At 70.1% G+C, this 25,766-nt stretch carries 21 protein-coding genes; 20 read left to right on the top strand and 1 reads right to left on the bottom strand.

Going from position 1 to position 25,766, the window contains the following annotated elements; translation table 11 throughout:
• Position 1 precedes the first annotated feature (1 nt).
• From secD to EJF31_RS04005, 4 genes are all read left to right on the top strand, one after another.
• On the top strand, positions 2-1,717 hold the full coding sequence (gene secD / locus EJF31_RS03990) for a protein translocase subunit SecD (RefSeq protein ID WP_125035765.1): 1,716 nt from the start codon (positions 2-4) through the stop codon (positions 1,715-1,717).
• A complete protein-coding gene (secF, locus tag EJF31_RS03995; protein WP_125035766.1) occupies positions 1,717-2,955 on the top strand; it encodes a protein translocase subunit SecF in 1,239 nt (412 codons plus the stop codon). The genes secD and secF overlap by 1 nt, the downstream gene beginning before the upstream one ends.
• Before the next feature lie 8 nt (positions 2,956-2,963).
• Positions 2,964-3,503 (top strand): adenine phosphoribosyltransferase, encoded by a 540-nt coding sequence (locus EJF31_RS04000; protein ID WP_125035972.1) that lies wholly within the window; start codon positions 2,964-2,966, stop codon positions 3,501-3,503.
• Positions 3,504-3,632: 129 nt separating this feature from the next.
• Positions 3,633-5,855, top strand: a complete 2,223-nt coding sequence (locus EJF31_RS04005) for a bifunctional (p)ppGpp synthetase/guanosine-3',5'-bis(diphosphate) 3'-pyrophosphohydrolase (RefSeq protein WP_125035973.1) — start codon at positions 3,633-3,635, stop codon at positions 5,853-5,855.
• 1 nt (position 5,856) lies between these two features.
• On the opposite strand, the gene EJF31_RS04010 is transcribed toward EJF31_RS04005, so the two are convergent.
• Positions 5,857-7,086, bottom strand: a complete 1,230-nt coding sequence (locus EJF31_RS04010) for a DUF349 domain-containing protein (protein WP_125035767.1) — start codon at positions 7,084-7,086, stop codon at positions 5,857-5,859.
• 158 nt (positions 7,087-7,244) lie between these two features.
• On the opposite strand from EJF31_RS04010, the gene EJF31_RS04015 reads away from it, so the two are divergent.
• The 16 genes from EJF31_RS04015 to EJF31_RS04090 all read left to right on the top strand — a co-directional run bounded on the left by EJF31_RS04015 (position 7,245) and on the right by EJF31_RS04090 (position 25,747).
• Positions 7,245-7,955, top strand: coding sequence for an MBL fold metallo-hydrolase (locus tag EJF31_RS04015; RefSeq protein WP_125035768.1), 711 nt, complete (start codon positions 7,245-7,247; stop codon positions 7,953-7,955).
• A gap of 6 nt (positions 7,956-7,961) precedes the next feature.
• Positions 7,962-9,308, top strand: a complete 1,347-nt coding sequence (gene hisS / locus EJF31_RS04020; RefSeq protein ID WP_125035769.1) for a histidine--tRNA ligase — start codon at positions 7,962-7,964, stop codon at positions 9,306-9,308.
• Positions 9,305-11,083: an aspartate--tRNA ligase gene (gene aspS, locus EJF31_RS04025; RefSeq protein WP_125035770.1), complete on the top strand. Its 1,779-nt coding sequence runs from the start codon at positions 9,305-9,307 to the stop codon at positions 11,081-11,083. Before hisS ends, aspS begins: the two co-directional genes overlap by 4 nt.
• Positions 11,084-11,228: 145 nt before the next feature.
• Entirely contained in the window at positions 11,229-12,248 is a 1,020-nt protein-coding gene (locus EJF31_RS04030) for an ABC transporter permease (RefSeq protein ID WP_125035771.1), read from the top strand.
• Between the two features lie 66 nt (positions 12,249-12,314).
• Positions 12,315-14,072 carry an ABC transporter substrate-binding protein gene (locus EJF31_RS04035; protein ID WP_125035772.1) on the top strand — a complete coding sequence of 586 codons (1,758 nt, stop codon included), beginning with the start codon at positions 12,315-12,317 and terminating at the stop codon, positions 14,070-14,072.
• A 105-nt stretch (positions 14,073-14,177) separates the two neighbouring features.
• Positions 14,178-15,185, top strand: coding sequence for an ABC transporter permease (locus tag EJF31_RS04040; RefSeq protein ID WP_125035773.1), 1,008 nt, complete (start codon positions 14,178-14,180; stop codon positions 15,183-15,185).
• Positions 15,182-16,285 carry an ABC transporter ATP-binding protein gene (locus EJF31_RS04045; protein WP_125035774.1) on the top strand — a complete coding sequence of 368 codons (1,104 nt, stop codon included), beginning with the start codon at positions 15,182-15,184 and terminating at the stop codon, positions 16,283-16,285. Before EJF31_RS04040 ends, EJF31_RS04045 begins: the two co-directional genes overlap by 4 nt.
• A gap of 176 nt (positions 16,286-16,461) precedes the next feature.
• On the top strand, positions 16,462-17,571 hold the full coding sequence (locus tag EJF31_RS04050) for an ABC transporter ATP-binding protein (RefSeq protein ID WP_373994686.1): 1,110 nt from the start codon (positions 16,462-16,464) through the stop codon (positions 17,569-17,571).
• A gap of 63 nt (positions 17,572-17,634) precedes the next feature.
• Entirely contained in the window at positions 17,635-19,011 is a 1,377-nt protein-coding gene (locus tag EJF31_RS04055; RefSeq protein ID WP_221767452.1) for a replication-associated recombination protein A, read from the top strand.
• 11 nt (positions 19,012-19,022) lie between these two features.
• On the top strand, positions 19,023-19,532 hold the full coding sequence (locus tag EJF31_RS04060; protein ID WP_125035776.1) for a hypothetical protein: 510 nt from the start codon (positions 19,023-19,025) through the stop codon (positions 19,530-19,532).
• Entirely contained in the window at positions 19,529-19,849 is a 321-nt protein-coding gene (locus EJF31_RS04065; protein ID WP_125035777.1) for a DUF6167 family protein, read from the top strand. The genes EJF31_RS04060 and EJF31_RS04065 overlap by 4 nt, the downstream gene beginning before the upstream one ends.
• On the top strand, positions 19,849-22,539 hold the full coding sequence (alaS, locus tag EJF31_RS04070; protein ID WP_125035778.1) for an alanine--tRNA ligase: 2,691 nt from the start codon (positions 19,849-19,851) through the stop codon (positions 22,537-22,539). The genes EJF31_RS04065 and alaS overlap by 1 nt, the downstream gene beginning before the upstream one ends.
• Positions 22,539-23,018: a Holliday junction resolvase RuvX gene (gene ruvX, locus EJF31_RS04075; protein WP_125035779.1), complete on the top strand. Its 480-nt coding sequence runs from the start codon at positions 22,539-22,541 to the stop codon at positions 23,016-23,018. Before alaS ends, ruvX begins: the two co-directional genes overlap by 1 nt.
• Complete coding sequence (gene mltG, locus EJF31_RS04080; RefSeq protein ID WP_125035780.1) at positions 23,015-24,187, top strand: endolytic transglycosylase MltG; 1,173 nt, start codon at positions 23,015-23,017, stop codon at positions 24,185-24,187. The genes ruvX and mltG overlap by 4 nt, the downstream gene beginning before the upstream one ends.
• 25 nt (positions 24,188-24,212) lie before the next feature.
• Positions 24,213-25,022: a shikimate dehydrogenase gene (locus tag EJF31_RS04085; protein ID WP_125035781.1), complete on the top strand. Its 810-nt coding sequence runs from the start codon at positions 24,213-24,215 to the stop codon at positions 25,020-25,022.
• Positions 25,019-25,747 (top strand): A24 family peptidase, encoded by a 729-nt coding sequence (locus tag EJF31_RS04090; RefSeq protein WP_125035782.1) that lies wholly within the window; start codon positions 25,019-25,021, stop codon positions 25,745-25,747. Before EJF31_RS04085 ends, EJF31_RS04090 begins: the two co-directional genes overlap by 4 nt.
• The last annotated feature ends 19 nt before the right edge of the window (positions 25,748-25,766 follow it).

The following is a 25,766-nucleotide window of genomic DNA, read 5'->3' on the forward strand; positions in this document are numbered from 1 at the left end:
CATGGCACGCAAGACCGCTCGCCCGGGACGCACCCTCGCGGTGTTCTTCCTCGGACTGGCGATCTCCTACGGTCTGGTGGCCCTCGGTGGCGCCTGGAAGCCCGCCCTGGGCCTGGACCTGCAGGGAGGCACCCGGATCACCCTGACGGCGACCGGCAACCCCACCCCGGAGAACCTCAAGGAAGCCGCGAACATCATCGACCAGCGGGTCAACGGCTCCGGTGTCTCCGAGGCGGAGGTGACCACGCAGGGCAACCAGTACATCGTCGTCGAGATCCCCGGCGAGAGCCGGCGCGACCTCGTCGAGACCGTGAAGCGCCAGGCGCAGCTGCGCTTCCGCCTCGTGGCCTGCTCGACGCGTGACGCCTCCTGCGGCGGCGCCCCGGCGACCGACCCCGGCGCCGGCGTGACCACGCAGCCCACTCCCAGCACTTCGGGCAGCGCGAGCCCGTCGGCGAAGGCCTCCCAGAAGCCCAAGTCCAGCGGCAAGAACCGCGCCCCCTTCCTGCTCGACGGGAAGAAGAAGGCCGGGTCGTCCGCGAGCCCCTCGGCCAGCGCGTCGGCCAGCCCCTCGGACAGCGCCTCCTCCACCCCGTCGGCCACGCCGGCGCCGGACGGTGGCGACCTGGTCGGCGACCCGCTGAAGTGGAAGGACAACCCCGACGCCGCGTCGGTGGCTGCCTACAACAAGTTCCAGTGCCCGACCGACGGCTCCGCGCCGATCGTCGAGGACGACTCCTCCAAGCCGCTGATCACGTGTGACGACCAGGGGATCAAGTACCTCCTCTCGGCCGCCATGATCGAGGGCACCGACCTGAAGAGCGCGTCCGCGCAGATCCCGTCCAACCAGGTCAACTGGGTCGTCTCGCTCGCCTTCAACGGCACCGGCACCGACGAGTTCACCAAGATCTCCAAGGCTCTCTACGGCACCCAGGACCAGTTCGCGGTCGTGCTCGACGGCCAGGTCCTCTCGGCCCCGACGATGAACGGCCTGATCACCAACGGCCAGGCCCAGATCGAGGGCAACTTCACCGAGTCGACCGCCCAGAGCCTCGCCACGTCGCTGAAGTACGGCGCGCTGCCGATCGCCTTCGACAAGAACGGCACGTCCGTCGAGACGGTCGGTCCCTCGCTCGCGGGTGATCAGCTCTCCGCCGGCATCACGGCGGGCATCGCCGGCCTGATCCTGGTGATGCTCTACTGCCTCGTCTACTACCGCGGCCTCGGGCTCGTCGTCATCGCCTCGCTGCTGGTGGCCGGCGCCACGACGTACTCCATGGTGCTGCTGCTCTCGAAGGGTGCCGGATTCACGCTGTCGCTCCCGGGCATCGCGGGCCTGATCGTCGCGGTCGGCATCACGGCCGACTCGTTCATCGTGTTCTTCGAACGCATCCGTGACGAGATGCGCGACGGCAAGTCGATGCGCGTCGCGGTCGAGGCCGGCTGGGTCCGCGCGCGGAACACCTGCCTGGCCGCCGACAGCATCTCGCTGCTGGCCGCCGTCGTCCTGTACATCTTCGCCGCCGGCGTCGTGAAGGGCTTCGCGTTCGCGCTGGGCCTCTCCACGGTCATCGACCTGGCGATCTTCTTCTGGTTCACCCATCCGATGGTCTCGCTCCTGGCCCGGCGCCCCTTCTTCAACAAGGGACACAAGCTCTCCGGCCTGGACGCAGAGAACCTCGGTATCGACCGCATCACCGTGGGAGGGAGGGCCTGATGGGCAAGTTCTCGCGTCTCGGCAACGACCTGTACACCGGCCGCCGCTCGATCGACTTCATCGGTCGCAAGTGGCTCTGGTACGCCCTGTCCGGGGTCATCGTCCTGCTCGCCGTCGGGGGCCTGTCCCTCAAGGGCCTCGACATGGGCATCGAGTTCGTCGGTGGTGCCCAGTACAAGGTCAACCTGGAGAGCAGCCAGGTCACCCAGGACAACGCCGACAAGCTCCGTGCCGCCGTCGCCGACACCGGCATCGACAACGCCAAGTCCCCGGTGGTCACCACCTCCGGCACCAACACGATCATCGTGCAGACCGAGCCGCTCACCGACGCGGAGAGCGCCACGGTCTCCAAGACGATCCTCGACACCGTCGACGCCAAGCCCGACGCCCTGTCGCAGGACGAAATCGGCGCGAGCTGGGGCAAGGAGGTCGCCAAGCGGTCGCTGATCGGCCTGGTGGTCTTCCTGGTCCTCGTGGTGCTCTTCATCTGGGCCTACTTCCGTGAGTGGAAGATGTCCGTCGCGGCGATCGTCGCGCTGGCCCACGACGTCCTCATCACGGTCGGCGTCTATGCCCTGTCCGGGTTCGAGGTCACCCCGGCCACGGTCACGGGTGTGCTCACCATCCTCGGTTTCTCGCTCTACGACACGGTGGTGGTCTTCGACAAGGTCCGCGAGAACACCAAGAACCTCCGGGAGCGCCGTACGACGTACGCCGCCGCGGCCAACCTCGCCGTCAACCAGACCCTGGTGCGCTCGATCAACACCTCGTTCGTGGCGCTCATCCCGGTCGGCGCGATCCTGTACGTCGGCGCCGTCCAGCTCGGGTCGGGCTCGCTGAAGGACCTCGCGCTCGCGCTGTTCGTCGGCATGGCCGCGGGCGCCTACTCCTCGATCTTCATCGCCACCCCGCTGCTCGTGCAGATGAAGGCGGGGGAGTCCGAGGTCATGCAGGCCGAGAAGCGCGACGCGGCCCGCAAGATCAAGGAGGCCGACCGCTACGCGTCGGTTCCCGCCTTCACCGAGGACATGCCGGTCCAGGCCGAGCCCGGCTCGCCGGAGGAGCGGCGCGGCGCGGTCCGGTCCGAGGAGGCCGCTCCCGTGGCAGCACCGCGCACCCCCGAGGCCGCCGGTCGTGGCCGGATCACGCCGCAGGCCCGTGGGCCCGTGCGTGACAGCGGTGCGTCGGGTCGCCAGCAGCCGAGCCGTCAGACGAAGTCCAAGCGGGGCAAGAAGTGAGCGACGGACTGGCCGCGGCGCGCGCGTCGCTCGAGCGGCTGGTCCTCGACGTCCACGACTTCCCCGAGCCGGGGATCGTCTTCAAGGACATCACGCCGCTCCTGGCCGACCACGACGCGTTCCGGACCGTGATCGAGGCGCTCGCCTCGGCCGGTCGGGACGCCGACGGCAACGTCGTCGTGGACAAGGTCGCCGGCATGGAGGCCCGCGGGTTCATCCTCGCCGCCCCCGTGGCACTGGCCCTCGGTATCGGCTTCGTCCCGGTCCGCAAGGTCGGCAAGCTGCCCCGCGAGACCCACGCCGTCTCGTTCGCGCTGGAGTACGGCGAGGCGACCCTCGAGCTGCACCGCGACGCCGTCGCGCCCGGAGACCGGGTGCTGATGGTCGACGACGTGCTCGCCACCGGCGGCACGGTCCGGGCGACGCGCGAGCTGATCGAGGCGTGCGGGGCCACGGCCCACGCGGTCGCGGTGCTCATGGAGCTGGGTTTCCTGCCGGGACGCGAGACCATCGGTGACCTGCCGGTCACGACCCTGATGACGGTCTGAGCCGCGGGCACTGGCCCCTAGACTGCAACTGTGACCGAGGAACGCACCGCTCCGCAGCAACAGCAGGAGCCGGAGCGCGCGCCCGAGCCTCCTCCGGCCACCCGTAGCGTCCGCGCCCGGCTGGCCCGGATGGGCTCGCGCAACCAGCCCGGCAACCCGGTGCTGGAGCCGCTGTTCCGCGCCGTGAAGGCCAACCACCCGAAGGCCGACCTGGCGTTGCTCGAGCGCGCCTATCTCATGGCCGAGAAGATGCACGGCTCGCAGATGCGCAAGAGCGGCGATCCCTACATCACCCACCCGCTCGCGGTCACCACGATCCTCGCGGACATCGGCATGACCGAGCCGACGCTGGTCGCCTCGCTGCTCCACGACACGGTGGAGGACACGCCGTACACCCTGGAGGAGGTGCGCCGCGACTTCGGCGACGAGGTCGCCCACCTCGTCGACGGCGTCACCAAGCTCGACAAGGTCAAGTACGGTGACTCCGCACAGGCGGAGACCATCCGCAAGATGATCGTCGCGATGTCGCGCGACATCCGGGTCCTGGTCATCAAGCTCGCCGACCGGCTCCACAACATGCGCACGCTGCGCTACGTCCCGCAGGCCAGCCAGGAGCGCACCTCCCGCGAGACCCTCGACATCTACGCGCCTCTGGCCCACCGGCTCGGCATGAACACCCTCAAGTGGGAGCTCGAGGACCTCGCGTTCGCGACCCTGCACCCGAAGATCTACGACGAGATCGTGCGGATGGTGGCCGAGCGGTCGCCCTCGCGCGACCAGTTCCTCGCCGAGGTGATCGCCCAGGTGCAGACCGACCTGCGCGAGGCGAAGGTCAAGGCGACCGTCACCGGCCGCCCGAAGCACTACTACTCGATCTACCAGAAGATGATCGTCGGCGGCCGGGAGTTCTCCGACATCTACGACCTGGTCGGCATCCGTGTCCTCGTCGAGGAGGACCGCGACTGCTACTCCGTGCTCGGCGTCCTGCACTCCCGCTGGAACCCCGTCCTCGGGCGTTTCAAGGACTACGTCGCGATGCCGAAGTTCAACATGTACCAGTCGCTGCACACGACGGTCATCGGCCCGCAGGGCAAGCCGGTCGAGCTGCAGATCCGCACCTTCGCGATGCACCGTCGCGCCGAGTACGGCGTCGCCGCGCACTGGAAGTACAAGGAGGACGGCCGCAACGGCGTCGACACCGACCGCCGCGCGGCCGACTTCGAGAACTCCGGCGACATGACCTGGGTCCGGCAGTTGCTCGACTGGCAGAGCGAGGTCGAGGATCCGGGCGAGTTCCTGGAGTCCCTGCGCTTCGAGATCAACCGGGCCGAGGTCTACGTCTTCACCCCGCGCGGTGACGTGATCGCGCTGCCGACCGCAGCGACGCCGGTCGACTTCGCCTACGCCGTCCACACCGAGGTCGGCCACCACACGATCGGCGCGCGGGTCAACGGCCGCCTCGTCCCGCTGGAGTCCACGCTGGACAACGGCGACGTGGTCGAGGTGTTCACCTCCAAGTCGGCGACCGCCGGCCCGTCGCGCGACTGGCTGACGTTCGTGAAGTCGCCGCGCGCCCGCTCCAAGATCCGCCAGTGGTTCACCAAGGAGCGGCGCGAGGAGGCGATCGACCAGGGCAAGGAGCAGATCGCCAAGCTCATGCGCAAGGAGGGGCTGCCCCTCAAGCGCCTGATGTCCCACGAGTCGCTGACCCTGGCCGCCGTCCACTTCAAGCTCGCCGACGTCTCCGCGCTCTACGCCGCCGTCGGCGAGGGCAACGTCAGCGCCCAGGCCGTCGTACGCCGGGTGGTGGACCTGCACGGCGGCAACGACGGGGCCGCGGAGGACCTCGCCGAGGGCGTCACCATCACCGGTCGCCGCAGCCGTTCACGCGTGCAGGCCGGCGGCGACTCCGGGGTCATCGTCAAGGGCGCCGCCGACGTGTGGGTCAAGCTCGCCAAGTGCTGCACCCCCGTCCCGCCCGACGCGATCCTGGGCTTCGTCACCAAGGGCGGGGGAGTCTCGGTGCACCGCCAGGACTGCACCAACGCCTCCGCGCTGAAGGAGCAGCCCGAGCGGCTGCTCGAGGTCGAGTGGGCCCCGACCGGCCAGTCGACGTTCCTGGTCAACATCCAGGTCGAGGCGCTCGACCGCGCACGGCTGCTCTCGGACATCACGATGGTCCTCTCGGACGCCCACGTGAACATCCTCAGCGCCTCGCTCTCCACCACCCGCGACCGGGTCGCCAAGAGCCGCTTCACCTTCGAGATGGCCGAGGCCAAGCACCTCGACAACGTGCTCCGGGCCGTGCGCTCGGTCCCCGGCGTGTTCGACGCCTACCGCGTGACGCAGTAGGTCAGCTCGAGAACTCGTCCGAGGCGCGCTTGGCCATCTCGAGGAACGCCTGGCGCGAGGCGATGTTCTCCTCGAGGTCCTTGACCTTCTTGTCGTTGCCGGCGGCGCGCGCCTTGTCGAGGTCGGCCTGCACCTGGGCGATGGCGGCCTCGAGCTTGCTGACCATGTCGTCGGCGCGTGCGGACTTCTCCGGGTCGGACTTGCGCCACTGCTCGTCCTCGAGCCCGCGGATCGCCTGCTCCACCTTGCGGATGCGGCCCTCGAGCTCCTTCATGCGGTCGCGCGGCACCTTGCCGGCCGCGTCCCAGCGGTCGGCGATGTCGCGGAAGGCCCGCTTGGCGGCCTCGAGGTCGGTGACGGGCACCAGGGCCTCGGCCTCGACGAGGAGCTTCTCCTTGACCTCGGCGTTGGCGGCGAACTCCTGGTCCTGCTCGGCCGCGGCGGCGTCGCGGGCGCCGAAGAAGGCGTCCTGGGCGCCGCGGAAGCGCTTCCACAGGGCGTCGTCGACGTCGCGCGGCGCGGGGCCGGCGGCCTTCCACTGCTTCATCAGGTCGCGGTAGCGGCCGGCGGTCGGGCCCCACTCGGTCGACCCGGCGAGGCTCTCGGCCTCGGTGGCCAGCTTCTCCTTGATGACCCGGGCGCCGTCGCGCTTCTCGTGCTGCTCGGCGAAGTGCGACTTGCGGCGGCGGGTGTAGGCCGTGCGGGCGGTCGAGAAGCGACGCCACAGCGCGTCGTCGGAGGACCGGTCGATGCGGGGGAGTGCCTTCCACTGGTCGAGCAGCTCGCGGAGGCGGTTGGCGCCGTTGCGCCAGTCGTTGCTCTCGGCCAGCTTCTCGGCCTCGGCGACGATCTTCTCCTTCTCGGCACGCGACTCGGCGGCACGCTGTGCCTTCTCGACCTTGCGGGCCTCGCGCTGCTCCTCGATGACCGGGGTGAGCGCGGTCAGACGGGTGTCGAGCGCGGCCAGGTCGCCCACGGCGTTGGCGTCGCTGACCTGCGTGTGCACGGTCTTGACCGACTCGACGGCCTCCTCCGGGGAGAGCACGCCGGACTTGATCCGCTGCTCCAGGAGCTCGACCTCGAACGCCAGCGCGGCGTACCGCTCGGTGAAGAAGGCGAGGGCCTCCTCGGGCGTGCCCTCGGGGTACTGGCCGACGGAGCGCTCACCCTCGGCGGTCGTCACGTAGACGGTCCCGTCGTCGTCGACTCGACCCCACTGGTGGCTCGTCACAGGTGTACTCCGCTCGATCTTGTTCGCTCGCTGTCCGGACGCAGGCCCCATGCTAGTCAGAGATCGGCCCAGCGCTCGCCGCACACCCGCCGCGGCGGCCGGCACTGCGGGCCCGCACCGGTGCGACGAACACCGTCCCGCATGGATAGTGTGGTGCGGTGCTGATCGCAGGATTCCCCGCTGGGCCGTGGGGGACGAACTGTTACGTCGCCGCCACCGGCCCGGGTGCGGAGTGCGTGGTCATCGACCCCGGCAAGGACTCCGCCGACGGCGTCGCCGAGGTCGTCCGCGAGCACCGGCTCAAGCCGGTCGCCGTCCTGGTGACCCACGGCCACGTCGACCACATGTGGTGCGTGGCCCCCGTCGCCGGCACGTACGACGCCACCGCGTGGATCCACCCCAGTGACCGGCACCTGCTGACCGACCCGATGGCCGGCATGTCGCGCGAGACGTCCCAGATGCTGCTCGGCGGCAACTACCAGTGGGCCGAGCCGGACGACGTGCAGGAGCTCGCCGACGACCAGCACCTCGAGCTGGCCGGGCTGCGCTTCGTGGTCGACCACACCCCGGGGCATACCGAGGGGTCGGTCACCTTCCGCACGCCCTACCCGGAGCAGGACATCTCGGAGCTGATGTTCTCCGGCGACCTGCTCTTCCAGGGCTCGATCGGCCGCACGGACCTCCCGGGCGGTGACCACGCCACGATGCTGCGCAGCCTCACGACCAAGGTGCTGCCCCTCGCCGACGACATCGTGGTGCTCCCCGGCCACGGCGACCAGACGTCCATCGGTCGCGAACGCGCGACCAACCCCTTCCTGCTCGACCTCCAGCGTGAGGGCGATGCGGGTCGAGTGACCCGAGGTCTCTGACACACCATGAACGCCAAGCCGACCCCGCTCAGCGGGTTCCCCGAGCTGTTGCCCGCCCAGCGCTTCGTCGAGCAGCAGGTGATCGACTCCCTGCGCCGCACCTTCGAGCTGCACGGCTTCGCCGGCATCGAGACGCGCGCCGTCGAGCCGCTGGACCAGCTGCTCCGCAAGGGAGACACCTCCAAGGAGGTCTACGTCCTGCGCCGCCTGCAGGCCGACGACACCACCAGCGACGCGGGGCTCGGGCTGCACTTCGACCTGACCGTGCCGTTCGCCCGCTACGTGCTCGAGAACGCCGGCAAGCTGGAGTTCCCGTTCCGCCGGTTCCAGATCCAGAAGGCGTGGCGTGGCGAGCGGCCCCAGGACGGCCGCTACCGCGAGTTCACCCAGGCCGACATCGACATCGTGGGCCGCGACGCGCTGCCGTTCCACCACGACGTCGAGATCGCCCGCGTCATGATCGACGCCCTCAAGGCCTTCGACTTCCTCCCGGCCTTCCGCCTGCAGGTCAACAACCGCAAGCTGATCCAGGGCTTCTACACCGGCCTCGGCGCGACCGACCTCGACGAGGTCATGCGCGTGGTCGACAAGCTCGACAAGCTGCCGGTCGAGGCGGTCCGCAAGCTGCTCGTCGACGAGGTCGGGCTCGACGACTCCCAGGCCGACCTGTGCCTGCGGCTCGCCACGATCCAGGCCACCGACGACTCCTTCGTGGAGCAGGTCCGCGCCCTCGGCGTCAGTCACCCGCTGCTCGACGAGGGCCTCGAGGAGCTCGCCGCCCTGGTCCGGGGCTGCGCGCCGCTGGTCAGTGACACCGTCACGGTGGTCGCGGACCTCTCCATCGCCCGCGGCCTCGACTACTACACCGGCACGGTCTTCGAGACCCGGCTGGTCGGCAGCGAGTCGCTCGGCTCGATCTGCTCCGGCGGTCGTTACGACGCGCTGGCGAGCGACGGCCGTACGACCTACCCCGGCGTCGGCATCTCCCTCGGCGTCAGCCGGGTGCTGGTGCCGCTGTTCAACAAGGGCGTCCTGGGGGCCGACCGGTCGGTGCCCAGCGCCGTCCTCGTGGCCCTCGCCGACGAGGAGTCACGGTCCGCCTCCGACGAGATCGCCGATGCGCTCCGCGCCCGCGGCATCCCGTGCGAGGTCGCGGCCAGCCCGCAGAAGTTCGGCAAGCAGATCCGCTACGCCGAGCGGCGCGGCATCCCCTACGTCTGGTTCACCGGCCCCGAGGGCGGCCACGAGGTGAAGGACATCCGCACGGGGGAGCAGGTGACCGCCGATCCGGCGGCCTGGACCCCACCCACCGAGGACCTGCGCCCGCAGGTCACCAAGGAGAAGCAGCAGTGATTCGCACGCATGACGCCGGCGCCCTCCGCGCCGAGCACGTCGACCAGACCGTCACCCTCGCCGGGTGGGTGGCCAGGCGCCGCGATCACGGTGGGGTGGCCTTCCTCGACCTGCGCGAGGCCAGCGGCCTGGTGCAGGTGGTCGTCCGCGACGAGGAGGTGGCCCACTCCCTGCGCAGCGAGTACTGCATCCGGGTCACCGGCACCGTCTCCAAGCGTCCCGCGGGCAACGCCAACCCCAACCTCCCCTCGGGCGAGATCGAGGTCATCGCGACCGACCTCGAGGTGCTCAGCGCCGCGGCTCCGCTGCCCTTCCCCATCGACGACCACATCGACGTGGGGGAGGAGGCCCGGCTCAAGCACCGCTACCTCGACCTGCGCCGCACCGGCCCCAACCACGCCCTGCGCCTGCGCAGCAAGGTCAACAAGGCCGCGCGCGACGTGCTGGACAACCACCGGTTCGTCGAGATCGAGACGCCGACTCTGACCCGCTCGACGCCCGAGGGCGCCCGTGACTTCCTGGTGCCGGCCCGCCTGCAGCCCGGCAGCTGGTACGCCCTGCCGCAGAGCCCCCAGCTGTTCAAGCAGCTGCTCATGGTCGCCGGCATGGAGCGCTACTACCAGATCGCGCGCTGCTACCGCGACGAGGACTTCCGGGCCGACCGGCAGCCGGAGTTCACCCAGCTCGACATCGAGATGAGCTTCGTCGAGCAGGACGACGTCATCGAGCTGATGGAGGACGTCCTCGCCGCGATGTGGAAGCTCATCGACGTCGACATCCCGCGCCCGATCCCGCGGATGACCTACGCCGACGCGATGGAGAAGTACGGCTCCGACAAGCCCGACCTCCGGATGGGCAACGAGCTCGTCGAGTGCACGGCGTACTTCAAGGACACGCCGTTCCGCGTCTTCCAGTCCGAGTACGTCGGCGCCGTCGTCATGCCCGGCGGTGCGAGCCAGCCCCGCAAGCAGCTCGACGCCTGGCAGGAGTGGGCCAAGCAGCGCGGCGCCAAGGGACTGGCCTACGTGCTCGTCCAGGAGGACGGCGAGCTCGGGGGACCGGTCGCCAAGAACATCACCGACGAGGAGAAGGCCGGCCTGGCCGCCCACGTCGGCGCGAAGCCCGGTGACTGCATCTTCTTCGCCGCCGGTCCCACCAAGTCGAGCCGGGCGCTGCTCGGCGCGGCGCGCCTCGAGATCGGCCGCCGCTGCGGCCTGATCGACGAGAGCGCCTTCGCCTTCACCTGGGTCGTCGACGCCCCCATGTTCGAGCCGAGCTCCGACGCCGTCGCCAGCGGTGACGTCGCGGTGGGTGCGGGCGCCTGGACGGCGGTGCACCACGCGTTCACCGGTCCGAAGCCGGAGTACGCCGACACCTTCGACACCGACCCGGGCAGCGCCCTGGCGTACGCCTACGACATCGTCTGCAACGGCAACGAGCTCGGCGGCGGCTCGATCCGGATCCACCGCGAGGACGTCCAGAAGCGCGTCTTCGCGGTCATGGGGCTCACCGAGGAGCAGGCCGAGGAGAAGTTCGGCTTCCTGCTCGACGCCTTCAAGTTCGGCGCGCCGCCGCACGGCGGCATCGCCGTGGGCATGGACCGGATCTGCGCCCTGCTCGCGGGCACCGACTCGATCCGCGACGTGATTGCCTTCCCCAAGTCCGGCGGCGGGTTCGATCCGCTGACGGCAGCTCCTGCCCCCATCACGGCGGAGCAGCGCAAGGAGGCCGGCGTCGACGCCCGGCCCCTGAAGAACACGCCCACCGAGGGCTGAAAAACAACAAAACGTACGCCGTTGGTCGAGACCAGATCGTTACGCGTAGGTGATCGCTCGTGCGGTCCGCGTCACATAGAGTCTCGCTTCGGCGCACACGGCGCAGGCCGGGAAATCCCCGGCCTCTGACGATGATGGGGAGAGCATGTCGGCACAGACAGCCGGGCCCGAGACGCTGGGACACCTGAGTGACGAACCCTCCAACGAGGGTCCTGAGAAGAAGGCGCAGGGCATCACCGGCAAGTCGCCGATGCGCATCGCCATGGGCCGACTGGTCCGCGACAAGATCGCGGTCGTCTGCGCGGTGGTCACCCTCTTCTTCGTGATCGTGGCGGTCTTCGCCGGCCCGATCTGCGCGCTCTTCAACGTCTCCACGGAGACGGTGCTGCCCAGCCAGTACCTCGACACCCTCGGCGGCGGCCTGCCCCTCAAGGGCCCCCCGCTCCACGGGTTCGACCCCAACCACCCGTTCGGCATCGCGCCGCAGTCCGCGACCGACAACCTCGCCTACTGGGTCTACGGCGCCCGCACCTCGCTGGAGATCTCCGCGACCGCGACGCTGTTCAGCTCGGTCTTCGGCATCCTCATGGGCTTGGTCGCCGGCTACATGGGCGGCATCGTCGACAAGACGATCTCGTTCGTCATCGACTTCTTCCTGACGATCCCGTTCCTGCTCGCCGCCCTGGTGATCGCCCCGATCATCAACCAGCGCTTCAACGCCAGCGACAACTACCCGCGCATCCAGTTCTGGGCGCTGATCGTGGTCCTGGCCGGCTTCGGCTGGATGGGCGTGGCACGACTGATCCGCGGCGAGGTGCTCTCGCTGCGTGAGCGGGAGTTCGTCCAGGCGGCACGCGTGATCGGCATGCCGACCTCGCGAATCCTGATCAAGGAGCTGCTGCCCAACCTCACCGCCCCGATCGTCGTCAGCGTCTCGCTGGCGCTCCCCGCCTTCGTGGCCGCCGAGGCCGGCTTCGCCTTCCTCGGCATCGGCGTCACGTCCGGCATCTCGTGGGGCCAGACGATCAACAAGGCGACCCCGTTCTTCGAGAGCTACCCGCTCTACCTCTGGGAGCCCATGATCGGCATCGTCGCGCTGGTCCTGGCTCTCAACCTCTTGGGTGACGCCGTGCGCGATGCGCTCGACCCCAAGACCCGCCGCTAGCGGCGACTCCTCGACGTCGTCCCCGATTCTCCTCGGGGGCGCGAACTCAGAAAGAAAGGCTGGACAATGAGACGGAGCAAGCCGCTGGCGGTAGTCGCCGGTGCTGCGCTGTTCGCCCTTGCCGCGTGTGGCGGTTCGGGTGGCAGCAGTAACCCCTCTTCGAGCAAGAGCTACACCAAGGCTCCTGAGGTCGGGAAGGACGCCTCCCGCCAGGCGCCCGCCGCCGACGTCGAGGGCGCCACCGCTGGTGGCACCATCACGGTGTACCTCCCCGGCGACCCGGGCCCGGACTCGATGGACCCCACCGACGGCTGGTCCGTCACGGGCAACTCCATCCAGCAGGCGCTCACGAGCCGTTCGCTCACGCAGTACGCCCGTGACCCGAAGACCGGCGAGATGACCCTCGTCCCGGACCTCGCGACCGACCTGGGCAGCCACAACGACGACTACACCGAGTGGACCTTCACGCTCCGTGACGACGCCAAGTGGGAGGACGGTTCGCCGATCACCCCCGAGGAAGTCGCCTGGGGCATCCAGCGCTCGATGGACTCCGACACCTTCCCGGCCGGTCCCGGCACCGAGTACTCCCAGACGTACTTCCTGGACGCTGGCAAGTACAAGGGCCCCTACACCGACAAGGGCAAGAAGTGGGACGGCGTCTCCGTCTCGGGCAACGACATCACCATCAAGATGGCGAAGCCGTTCCCGGACATGGACTACTGGGGCGCCTTCATGGCCATGGGCCCGTCGCCGCTGGGCAAGGCCAGCCAGCCGCCGGACTACGGTCAGCACATCATGTCGAACGGCCCCTACAAGGTGGAGTCCTTCCGCCCCAACGAGGAGCTCGTCCTGGTCAAGAACGACCAGTGGGACCCCAACTCTGACCCGGCGCGCCACCAGTACGCCGACAAGTGGGTCTTCAAGTTCAACCAGGACCAGGCCAAGGTCGACCAGATCATGCTGAGCGACAACACGGAGTCGCAGACCTCGCTGTCGACGGCTCTCGGCTCGAACAACTACGACCGCGCGAACACCGAGCTCGGTGACCGCCTGGTCCAGCAGTCGGCCCAGTGCACCAGCTTCCTGTCGCCCGACTACACCAAGATCACCGACATCAACGTCCGCAAGGCGATCGCGTACGCGTACCCCTACGAGGACATGTGGCTGGCGACTGGTGAGGTCCCGGGTGTCACCCGTGTCCCCGCGAACTCCATCATGCCTCCGGGCATGGCCGGCAAGCACGAGTACTTCGCCGACGGTGAGCAGTTCAAGTACGACCCGGAGAAGTCCAAGGAGCTGCTGAAGCAGGCCGGCTACGAGCCGGGCGAGTTCAAGCTCACGATGGTCTACTACGAGCCCGACCCGCTGGCCGTCGCCGGCCAGAAGGTCCTCGTCAAGGGCATGGCCGAGGCGGGCTTCACCGTCAAGGGCATCCCGGTCCAGGACTCGCCGTACAACATCTGGCTGAACCCGGACGACAAGATCAACAAGACGCTGAACCTCCGTGGCGTCAACTGGTGCTCCGACTGGCCGTCGGGTCTCACCATGCTCCCGCCGCTGGTCCGCACGGGTGCTGCTTACAACACCGAGCAGTTCTCCGAGAAGTCCATCGACGACGAGATGGCCGCCATCACCACGAAGCCGCTCGACCAGCAGGCTGACGCCTGGGGTGCGCTGGACGAGGAGATCGGGACGAAGTACTTCCCGATCATCCCCACCGCGTTCCGCAACGAGCTCTTCGTGTACGGGTCCAAGATCGGTAACCCGGTCGGCGACGGCGAAATTGCCGCCCCCGACTACAAGGACCTGTTCGTGATGCAGTGATCGACATCCCAGTCGGTTTGAAGTAGTACTGACGGTGGGGGCTCCTGGATCCCAGGGGCCCCCACCGGTCAGCCCAGAGTTTGTCTACGCGGAGAGAGTCCCCCGATGTTCGCCTACGTCGTCAAGCGCCTGCTTGCCGGAGTGGTGGTGGTCGCCCTGGTCTCCATGGCGATCTTCCTGCTGTTCTGGTATGGCCCCTCGAGCCCGGCCCAACCCATCTGTGACCGCGAGACCAACAACCGGTGCAGTCCTGCCCGGCTCGCGACCTTCGAGCACTCGCTCGGGTACGACAACCCGGTCTACGAGGAGTACGGCAAGTTCGCCAAGGGCGTCTTCGTCGGCCGCACGATCAAGATCGGCCCGACGGCCTACGACTGCCCGGCGCCCTGCCTGGGCTACTCCTACCGCACCAAGGTCCCGGTGTGGACCGAGATGAAGGGCCGGCTCCCCGCCACGTTCTCCGTGGCCATCGGCGGAGCCTTCCTCTACCTCGCCTTCGGCGTGCCCATCGGGGTCGCCGCCGCGCGGAGACGCGGCAGCGTGTCGGACAAGGCCCTGGTCTCGAGCTTCCTGTTCCTCAGCTCGATTCCCTACTACCTGTTCGCCCTGCTCGCGTGGCTCTACTGCACCGTCATCTTCGAGGTGCCAGGACTGAGCAATCCGGGGTACCACCCGATCACCGCCAACCCGGCCAAGTGGTTCTCCGGGATGTTGCTCGCCTGGATCGCGCTGGGCATCTACGGGTGCACGCAGTACACCCGATACAGTCGCGGCGCCATGGTCGAGGCGCTCAGCGAGGACTACATCCGCACCGCGAAGGCCAAGGGCCTGCCGCCGCGGACGGTGGTCTACAAGCACGGCCTGCGGGCTGCCCTGGTGCCGATCGTGACCATCTTCGGCATCGACTTCGGCACCCTGCTCGCCGGTACGATCTTCACCGAGCGCATCTTCGACATCCAGGGCATCGGCTTCTGGAGCCTCCAGGCGGTCGGCGCTCGCGACCTTCCCGTGGTGTCGGCCACCGCCCTGTTCAGCGCCGCGGTGCTGATCATGAGCAACATTCTTGTCGACGTCATCTACAGCATTCTTGATCCGAGGGTGAGGCTTTCGTGACCGAGCAGACCAGCACCGTCGCCACTCCTGGCCGCGGTGCCGATTCCGGCGAGCCCTTCCTGGTCGTCGAGGACCTGACGGTCAAGTTCCCGACCGAGGACGGCCTGCTCACCGCGGTGTCGAACCTCAGCTACTCCGTGAAGATGGGCGAGACCCTCGGCATCGTGGGCGAGTCCGGTTCGGGCAAGTCCGTGTCGAGCATGGCCGTCCTGGGCCTCCACGACGCCAAGTCGAGCCGGATCTCCGGCTCGATCCGCGTCGGGGGCACCGAGGTCGTCGGGCTGTCCGAGGCGCGCATGCGCAAGCTGCGCGGCAACCAGGTCGCGATGATCTTCCAGGACGCCCTGGCCGCGCTGCACCCGTTCTACAAGATCGGGGGCCAGCTGGCCGAGGCCTACATGGTCCACCACCCGAGCGCCTCCAAGCGGGACGCCCGGCGCAAGGCCATCGAGATGCTCGACCGGGTCGGCATCCCGCAGCCCGACCGTCGCGTGGATGACTTCCCGCACCAGTTCTCCGGCGGCATGCGTCAGCGCGCCATGATCGCGATGGGCCTCATCAACGACCCGTCGCTGCTCATCGCCGACGAGCCGACCACCGCGCTGGACGTGACGGTGCAGGCGCAGATCCTCGACCTGCTCCAGGACCTGCAGCGCGAGTTCAACTCCGCCGTCATCATCATCACCCACGACCTCGGCGTCATCGCCGAGATGGCCGACGACGTCCTCGTGATGTACGCCGGTCGCTGCGTGGAGTACGGCAAGGGCAAGGACATCCTGACTCACCCGGAGATGCCCTACACGTGGGGCCTTCTCTCCAGCGTCCCGGACGTCCAGGCCGACACCAACGCGCGCCTGATCCCGATCCCGGGCAACCCGCCGAGCCTGCTCAACCCGCCGACCGGTTGTGCCTTCCACCCCCGTTGCGTCCACACCGACAAGGTGCCGGCGAGCCTGTGCTCGACCGAGCTGCCCGAGCTGCTGCCCGGCTCGCGCGGTGAAGGACATGTCAAGCGATGCCACCTGGCCAACGCCGACGCCGTCTACCAGGCCGAGGTGCTGCCGGAGATCGCTCCCGATCTCGTCGAGGAGAAGAACTGATGTCCGACGTGAGGCCCGACCGCGGCCAGGCCGACCCCGAGGGCGAGGTCGTCGACACGCCGATGCAGCCGGAGGGTTCCGGGCGACTGACCTTCGAGGAGATCGCCGCCCAGGGACACACCGCGACGCAGCTGGACCCCCACGCCAAGCCGGTGCTCGAGGTGGAGAACCTCAAGATGTACTTCCCGGTGAAGTCCTCGGGCGTCATCCGCCGCACCATCGGCCACGTCCAGGCGGTCGACGGCATCTCCTTCCAGGTGCCGTCCGGCGGCTCGCTGGGCCTGGTGGGGGAGTCGGGTTGTGGCAAGTCCACGACCGGTCGCCTCATCACGCGGCTCTACACCCCGACCGCGGGCTCGATGAAGTTCGGTGACATCCAGGAGGACATCGCGCACATGTCGCCGCGGCAGCTCAAGCCGCTGCGCCGCAACGTGCAGATGATCTTCCAGGACCCCTACACCTCACTGAACCCCCGTCACACGGTCGGCTCGATCGTGGGTGCGCCCCTCGAGGTGCACAAGATCGTCCCGAAGAAGCAGATCCTGGGCCGCGTCCAGGAGCTGCTCGAGGTCGTGGGCCTGAACCCCGAGCACTACAACCGCTACCCCAACGAGTTCTCCGGCGGTCAGCGCCAGCGCATCGGCATCGCCCGCGCGCTCACGCTGAACCCCAAGCTGCTCGTGGCCGACGAGCCCGTGTCGGCGCTGGACGTGTCGATCCAGGCGCAGGTCATCAACCTGCTCCAGGACCTGCAGCGCGAGTTCAACATCGCGTTCCTGTTCATCGCCCACGACCTGGCCGTCGTCCGGCACTTCTGCCCCGAGGTCGCGGTCATGTACCTCGGCAAGATCGTGGAGATCGCGGACCGCGAGACGATCTACAACCGGGCGCACCACCCCTACACCCAGGCGCTGCTCTCCGCGGTGCCCGACGTGAAGCAGGCCGCCATCGGTGGTCGTCGCGAGCGCATCCGGCTCGAGGGTGACGTGCCCAGCCCGATCAACCCGCCGTCCGGCTGCCGGTTCCGCACCCGGTGCTCGCTGGCGCAGGAGATCTGCGCCAAGGTCGAGCCGCCGCTGCTGCAGATCGGTCCCCGCCACAAGGTCGCCTGCCACTTCGCGGGCGAGCTCGGCAACCACCCGGACAACCCGGTCACCGGCAACCTGCTCGGCGTCGACCGCACCGGCAGCCCCGTGCCCGGCTCCACGCCGATCCCGCTCCACGAGGGCCCCGGCTACGCCGGCGAGTGGTTCGACGTGAAGTCGCAGTCGATGGTCTCCGCCTGATCCGGCACTGACCGAGCACGTCCCTCGAACAGGCCGTCCCACGCACGCCGTACGGTGTGCGCTGTGGACGGCCTGTTCGCCGTTCCCGGCTCGACCGGGGGCGGCTCCCTCAACACCAACACGCACGCGTCGGCACCGCTGGCGGTGCGGATGCGACCGCGCACCCTCGACGAGCTCGTGGGCCAGGAGCAGCTGAGGGCGCCCGGCGCGCCCCTTCGGCGCCTGATCGAGGGCGACCAGTCGATGTCGCTGCTGCTCTGGGGGCCGCCCGGCACCGGGAAGACCACGATCGCCTCGATCGTCAGCCAGCAGACCGACCGCCGTTTCGTGGAGGTCTCGGCCGTCTCGGCGGGCGTCAAGGAGGTCCGCGCCGCCATCGACCAGGCGCGTGCGGAGCTCGTCAACGGTGGCCGCGAGACCGTCCTGTTCGTCGACGAGGTGCACCGCTTCAACAAGGCCCAGCAGGACGCCCTGCTGCCCGGCGTGGAGAACCGCTGGGTGACGCTGGTCGGCGCCACCACGGAGAACCCGTTCTTCTCCGTCATCTCCCCGCTGCTCTCGCGCAGCCTCCTGCTGCGGCTGGAGTCGCTCACCGACGACGACATCCGGGGGGTGCTGGCCCACGCGCTCGCCGACGAGCGCGGCCTCGGCGGCACGGTCACGGTGGAGGACGACGCCCTCGACCACCTGGTCCGGCTCGCCGGCGGGGACGCCCGACGGTCGCTGACCTACCTGGAGGCGGCCGCAGGCGCGGCCACGTCGCAGGGTCTCGCCGTCGTGGACCTCGCGACCGCGGAGACCGCCGTCGACCAGGCCGCGGTCCGCTACGACCGCCAGGGGGACCAGCACTACGACGTGACGAGCGCGTTCATCAAGTCGGTGCGCGGCTCCGACGCCGATGCGGCCCTGCACTACCTGGCCCGGATGATGGAGGCGGGGGAGGACCCCCGCTTCATCGCCCGACGGCTCGTGATCCTGGCCAGCGAGGACATCGGGCTCGCCGACCCGACCGCGCTGACGACCGCGGTGGCCGCCGCGCAGGCGGTCCAGCTGATCGGGATGCCCGAGGCCGGGCTCAACCTGGCCCACGCGACCATCGCGCTGGCCGTCGCGCCCAAGTCCAACGCCGTCACGACGGCCATCGCGGCCGCGAGCGCCGACGTGCGGGCCGGCAAGATCGGCCCGGTCCCGTCCCACCTGCGCGACGCGCACTACGCGGGGGCGAAGAAGCTGGGTCACGGCTCGACCTACCAGTACAGCCACGACGCGCCGTACGGCATCGCGGAGCAGCAGTACGCCCCCGACGTCGTCAAGGACGCCGAGTACTACCGGCCCACCGCCCTCGGCGCGGAGGCCGGCATCAAGGACCGGTGGGAGCGGGTCCGCGGCCTGATCCGCGGGACCGGGCCGAAGGGCGGAGGCCGCCGGGACCCGCGATAGGGTCGGTCACCATGCAGCAGTGGATCGTGCCCGTCGTCGTGGGTGTGCCCGCGCTGCTCGCCGTCGTGCTGCTCGTCGCGCTGCTGCGCGTCCGGGCCGGCACTGCACGGGAGCTGGCGTCGGCGCGTGCCGAAGCCGCCGCGCTGCGCGCCCAGGTCGAGGAGATCGAGCGCCGGTTGACCGCTCCCGAGCGGACCCGGCCCGTCCTGGAGACCGGCTACGTCATCACCCACCTCGGCGAGGCGGATCCCGCCGCGGCTGCTCCGGGCACGTCGGTCGAACGCATCGACGGCGCGCTCTTCGCCGACCTGGTGCTCCGCGAGACGGTCGTGAAGGCGGCCTCGCTCGCCCACGGCGTACGCCGTGCCCTGGCTCCCGAGGTGCGCAACCGGATCCGGTTCGAGATGCGCCGCGAGGTCAAGCGCGCCCGCAAGCAGCGCCGTGCCGACGTTCGCGAGGCCCGACGCGACTGGGAGGCCCGCCAGCGGTCGACCATCACCGATGAGGGGTCCGCGGCATGAGGCGCGGCTTCTGGTTCGCAGCGGGCGCGGGCGCCGGCGTCTACGCGATGGTGCGCGGCCGTCGCGCCGCCGAGGTCCTCACCGTGGACGGCCTCAAGGACCGGCTCGCCGGCCTCGAGGTCGGCGCGCGGCTGCTCCGCGACGAGGTCGCCCAGGGCCGCGTCGAGAAGGAAACCGAGTTGCGCGAGCGCTACGGGCTCGTGCCTCATGGGACACCTGAGCTGACGGGTGGCCGGCACCGTGCCGTCACCACCCCCACCCGCCAGCATCTGGCCACCCAGAATCTGGCCACCGAGAAGCAGGAAGGCACCACCTGATGGACACCGCGGAGATCCGACGCCGGTTCGTCTCGCACTTCGAGGCGGCCGGTCACACGGCCGTGCCGTCCGCGAGCCTGCTGGCCGACGACCCCAACCTGCTCTTCGTGCCCGCCGGGATGGTGCCGTTCAAGCCCTACTTCCTCGGCCAGGAGACGCCGCCGTACACCCGCGCCACCAGCGTCCAGAAGTGCGTGCGCACCCCCGACATCGAGGACGTCGGCAAGACCACGCGCCACGGCACCTTCTTCGAGATGTGCGGCAACTTCTCCTTCGGCGACTACTTCAAGGAAGGCGCCATCGAGCTGGCCTGGGACCTGATCACCAAGCCGGTCGCCGACGGCGGCTTCGGCCTCGACGAGTCCCGCCTCTACCCCTCGGTGCTGATCGGCGACGACGAGGCGGTGGGCTTCTGGCGCAAGGTCACCGGGCTGCCCGACGAGCGCATCGTCCGCCTCGGGCGCAAGGAGAACTACTGGTCGATGGGCGTCCCGGGCCCGGGTGGCCCGTGCTCGGAGATCCTCTACGACCGCGGGCCCGCGTGGGGTCCCGACTTCGACCCGGCGACCCTCGGCCCGGACATGCCGGTCGCGCTCGAGGACCGGCTGCTGGAGTTCTGGAACCTCGTCTTCATGCAGGACGAGCTCAGCGCTGTGCGGTCCAAGGAGGACTTCGACATCGCCGGCTCGCTGCCGAAGAAGAACATCGACACCGGCATGGGCCTGGACCGGGTCGCGTTCCTGCTCCAGGGCAAGCAGAACATGTACGAGATCGACGTGATGTTCCCCGTCATCGAGCGGGCGATGGAGCTCAGCGGCAAGAAGTACGGTGCCAACCACGAGGACGACGTCCGCTTCCGCGTCGTGGCCGACCACGTCCGCTCCTCGATGATGCTCATCGGTGACGGCGTGACGCCCGGCAACGAGGGCCGCGGCTACGTCCTGCGCCGCCTGCTGCGCCGCGCGGTCCGCTCCATGCGGCTCCTGGGGTACGACGACCGGGCGCTGCCCGAGCTGATGCCGGTCAGCCGCGACAAGATGGCCGAGACCTACTCCGACCTCTCCCGCGACTGGGACCGCATCGCGCGGGTCGCGTACGCCGAGGAGGACGCGTTCCGCAAGACGCTCCAGGCCGGCACCCAGATCTTCGACCTCGCCGCGCAGGAGGTCAGGTCGAGCGGCGAGACGCGGCTGTCGGGGGCCAAGGCCTTCGCGCTGCACGACACCTACGGGTTCCCGATCGACCTCACGCTCGAGATGGCGTCCGAGGCCGGCCTCAGCGTCGACGAGGACGGCTTCCGCGGGCTGATGGCCGAGCAGCGCCAGCGCGCCAAGGACGACGCGCGCTCCAAGAAGGGCCAGCACGCCGACACCGGCGTCTACCGCGGCATCCTCGACGAGCACGGGCCGACCGAGTGGCTGGCCTACGAGACCCTCCAGACCGAGTCGAAGGCGCTGGCGCTGCTCAGCGGCGGCGCGCCCGCGACGGTCCTGGCCCAGGGCGACATCGGCGAGCTGGTCCTGGACCGCACGCCGTTCTACGCCGAGTCCGGCGGCCAGGTCGCCGATGCCGGCACCATCGAGTTCGACGGGGGACGCCTCGAGGTCCTCGACGTCCAGCGCCCGGTCCGCGGCCTCGTGGTCCACCAGGTGCGGGTCGTCGACGGCGAGTTCCACCCCGGCTCGAGGCTGCTCGCCCAGGTCGACCCCGAGTGGCGCACCGGCGCCCGCCAGGCGCACTCCGGCACCCACGTGGTGCACGCGGCGCTGCGCGAGGTGCTCGGCCCCAGTGCGCTGCAGTCCGGCTCCTACAACCGGCCCGGCTACCTCCGCCTCGACTTCGGCTGGACCACCGGACTGTCCGAGCAGCAGGTCCGCGACCTCGAGACGGTCTCCAACAACGCGCTGCGTGCCGACCTGCCCGTCGGCTGGCAGTACATGACCCTGCCCGAGGCCAAGGAGTGGGGCGCGATCGCGCTGTTCGGCGAGACCTACGACGACAGCAAGGTGCGCGTCGTCGAGATCGGCGGCCCGTGGTCGCGCGAGCTCTGCGGCGGCACGCACGTGGAGCACTCCTCCCAGATCGGGACGATCGTGATCACGGGCGAGTCCTCCGTGGGCTCGGGCAACCGGCGCATCGAGGCGCTCACCGGCGTCGAGGGCTTCGGCTACCTCGCCAGGGAGCGCGACGTCGTCGCGCAGCTCACCGGCCTGCTCAAGACCCAGCCCGACGACCTCGTCGGCCGCGTGGGCGACCTGGTCGAGCGGCTCCGCCAGGCGGAGAAGGAGATCGAGAAGGCCCGCGTCGGCCAGCTGCTGGCCGCGGCCGGCCAGCTCGCCGCGTCCGCCGTCGACGTCAACGGCGTGCAGGTCGTGGCCCACCGGGCCGACGGCGCCGGCGGGGGCGACGTACGCACCCTCGCGCTGGACGTCCGGGGCCGGCTCCCGCAGGGCGCGCCCGGCGCGGTCGTCATCATCGGGGCGGCCGACGGCAAGGTGTCGGTCGTCGCGGCGGTCAACGACCTCGCCCGCGAGCGCGGCGTCAGCGCCAACGACCTGGTCCGCGCGGTCGGCCCGCTGGTCGGCGGCAAGGGCGGCGGCAAGGACGACGTCGCCCAGGGCGGCGGCACCGACACCTCCCGGATCGACGAGGCGCTGGCGGCCGCCGTCGCCACGGTGAGCAACGCCTGATGCGCTTCGGCGTCCGGCTCGGGATCGACCCCGGGGACGCCCGGATCGGCGTCGCGCGCAGCGACCCGTCCGGGTTCCTCGCGACCCCTGTGGAGACGGTGCGCCGGGGGAAGGGCGACCTCAAGCGGCTCGCGCAGATCCTCGCCGAGGAGGAGGCGGTCGAGGTCGTCATGGGGTTGCCCCGGTCGCTCTCCGGCGGCGAGGGGCCCGCGGCCGCGAAGACCCGGGAGTTCGCCGAGCGGCTGGCCGCGCGCATCGCGCCGGTGCCGGTGCGGCTGGTCGACGAGCGCCTGACCACCGTGTCCGCGGAGGCTATGCTGCGCGACCGAGGCCGCAAGGGCGGCAAACGACGTGCGGTGGTCGACCAGGCCGCCGCCGTACTGATCCTGCAACACGCACTGGACACCGAACGCGCGACGGGGGCCGCGCCGGGCGAGATCGTCGAGGAGACGCCTGTGACTGAGAGTGATGACGCATGAGTGAGCGCCCCACCGAGCCCGAGGGCCCCCACGACGGCGCCGATGAGCAGGAGGACGATCTCCTCCCGCCGGTCGGCGGACGACGACGCAAGGGACGCGGGCTCAAGGGCTGCCTCGCCGTGCTCGTCGCGCTGGCCGTCGTCGTCGGCGGCTTCTACTTCGTCGTGACCAGGGGCGTCGACTTCATCAGCAGCCACTTCAGCTCGGCCGAGGACTTCAACGGCCCCGCCCACGGCAAGGTCTCCTTCGAGGTCCACGACGGCGACAGCATCGCCGCGATGGGCCGCAACCTGAAGGCCGCCGGCGTGATCGCCTCGGTCCAGGCGTTCACCGACGCCGCAGCCGCCGAGCCCAGGTCGACCGGCATCCAGGTCGGCTTCTACCAGCTCCAGAAGGAGATGCCGGCGGCCGACGCCCTGGCGGTCCTGATCGACCCGGCCAACATCGTCAAGGACACCGTCACGATCCCCGAGGGCCTGCGGGTCGTCGACATCGTGGCGCTCCTGGCGAAGAAGACCGACTTCTCGGCCGGCCAGTTCCAGAAGGTGCTGGACAACCCCGACCAGCTCGGTCTGCCCGACTACGCCCAGGGCAACCCCGAGGGCTACCTCTTCCCCTCGACCTACGACTTCGGCCCCACCGAGAAGCCGGCGCAGATGCTCACCGACATGGTGGACCGCTGGAAGCAGGCGGCCGACGACGCCGACCTCGAGGGTGCTGCCCAGCGCCTGGGCTACACCCCCGCCCAGCTGATGACGGTGGCCAGCCTCGTGCAGTCCGAGGGCCGGGGCTCCGACATGCCCAAGATCGCCCGGGTCATCTACAACCGGATCACCGGCACCGAGACCAACGGCCTGCTCCAGATCGACTCGACGGTCAACTACGCCACCGACAACCAGCTCGGCGCGGTCCCGACGACCGACGACCTGCAGATCGACTCGCCGTACAACACCTACGTGCACCCCGGCCTGCCGCCGACCCCGATCGAGGCACCCGGAGACGCCGCGATCGCTGCGGCCACGCACCCGGCCGACGGCAACTGGTACTACTACGTCACCGTCAACCTCGCGACCGGCCAGACCAAGTTCGCCGAGACCTACGACGAGTTCCTGCGCTACAAGGACGAGCTGAGGCAGTACTGCGAGACCGAGTCCGCGGGTGCCTGCTGACCTGCCACCGGCCCTGCCAATGGCGATGAGGTGCGGGGTCCTCGGGGACCCCATCGCGCACTCGTTGTCGCCCGTCCTGCACCGCGCCGGGTACGCCGCCGTCGGCCTCGACTGGCAGTACGACGCGCACCTCGTCGCCGCCGACGGCCTGCCGGGCTTCCTGGCCGGCCTCGACGCGACGTGGCGCGGGCTGTCGCTGACGATGCCGCTGAAGCGCACGGTGCTCGACCTGGCACCGTCGGTCACCGACCGGGCCAGGCTCGCGGGCGCCGCCAACACGGTGCTGCTGGAGGACGGCGCGATCGTGCAGGTCGACAACACCGACCTGCCGGGCGCCGTCGCGGCGGTGCGCGAGCGCTGGGACGGGCCGGTCACGGCCGGCACCGTCCTGGGCGGGGGAGCGACGGCCGCCTCGACCGGCTTGGCGCTCGTGGAGCTCGGCGCCCGGACGGTGACCCTGATGGTGCGCTCCCCGGAGCGGGCCGCTGAGGCGGTGGCCGCCATCGCTCGGCACCCCGCGGGGCCGCAGGTGCTGGTCGGGTCGCTGGCCGGCGACCCGGTCACGGGCGAGGTCGTGGTCTCCACCATCCCGGCCGCTGCCCAGGACCCCGAGCTCGTGGCTCGGTGCGCCGACGTGCCGTTGGTCTTCGAGGCGCTCTACGACCCGTGGCCCACGCCGCTGGCGGCGTCGGCCGCCGACCGGGTGCTGGTCGGCGGGCTGGACCTGCTCGTCCACCAGGCGGTGCTCCAGTTCGAGCTCTTCACCGGTGTGGCCTGTCCGGTCGACGCCCTGCGTGCTGCCGGCGAGGCCGCTCTCGCGGAGCGCCACGCATGAGCACCCTCCTCGCCGTCGCGATCAGCGCCCTCCTCGCCGGCCTGGGCGGGGCCCTCGTGCCCCGCTGGGTCGCCCGGCTCCCCGAGCCCGAGCCGGATCCCGCGCTCGTCGAGAAGGAGGGGCCCAAGCCCCTCTACGTCGACCTGGCCGCCCGGCCCCACCTCGGGGCGTGGGCCGTGGCGATCGCGGCGCTGTCCGGTGCCCTCGTGGGCTGGGCCGTCGGCTGGGACTGGCCACTGGTCTACCTCGTGCCGCTCGTCCCCGTCGGCGTCCTGCTCGCGTACGTCGACCTCCGCACCCGGCTGCTGCCGTCGATCGTGGTCGTGCCGGCGACCGTCGTGGCGCTCGTCCTCGTGGTGGCCGTCTCGGCCGTCGAGGGCGACCGGGACGCCCTGGTCCGGGCCCTGGTCGGGCTGGTGGCCGTTCGCTCGTTCTTCTGGGTGCTGTGGTGGGTCCGCTCGGCCGGGATGGGCTTCGGCGACGTCCGGCTCTCCGCGGTGCTCGGCCTCGTGCTCGGGCACCTCGGCTGGGGCCAGCTGCTCGTCGGCACCTACAGCTCGTTCCTGCTCTTCGGCGTGCCGGGGCTCGCGCTCGCCGTCGCCCGGCGCGACCGGGCGCTGCTGAGGACGCCGTACCCCTTCGGCCCGGCGATGCTGGCCGGTGCCCTGCTCGGCGTGGTTGCCGGAGCACGGATCTGGAGCCATCTCGTGGCCGGGGGAGCCTGAATTCGGAGCGGTTCGGTCG

It is taken from the genome of Nocardioides sp. LS1 (genome assembly GCF_003865225.1).
Taxonomy (GTDB): Bacteria; Actinomycetota; Actinomycetes; order Propionibacteriales; family Nocardioidaceae; genus Nocardioides; species Nocardioides ginsengisegetis.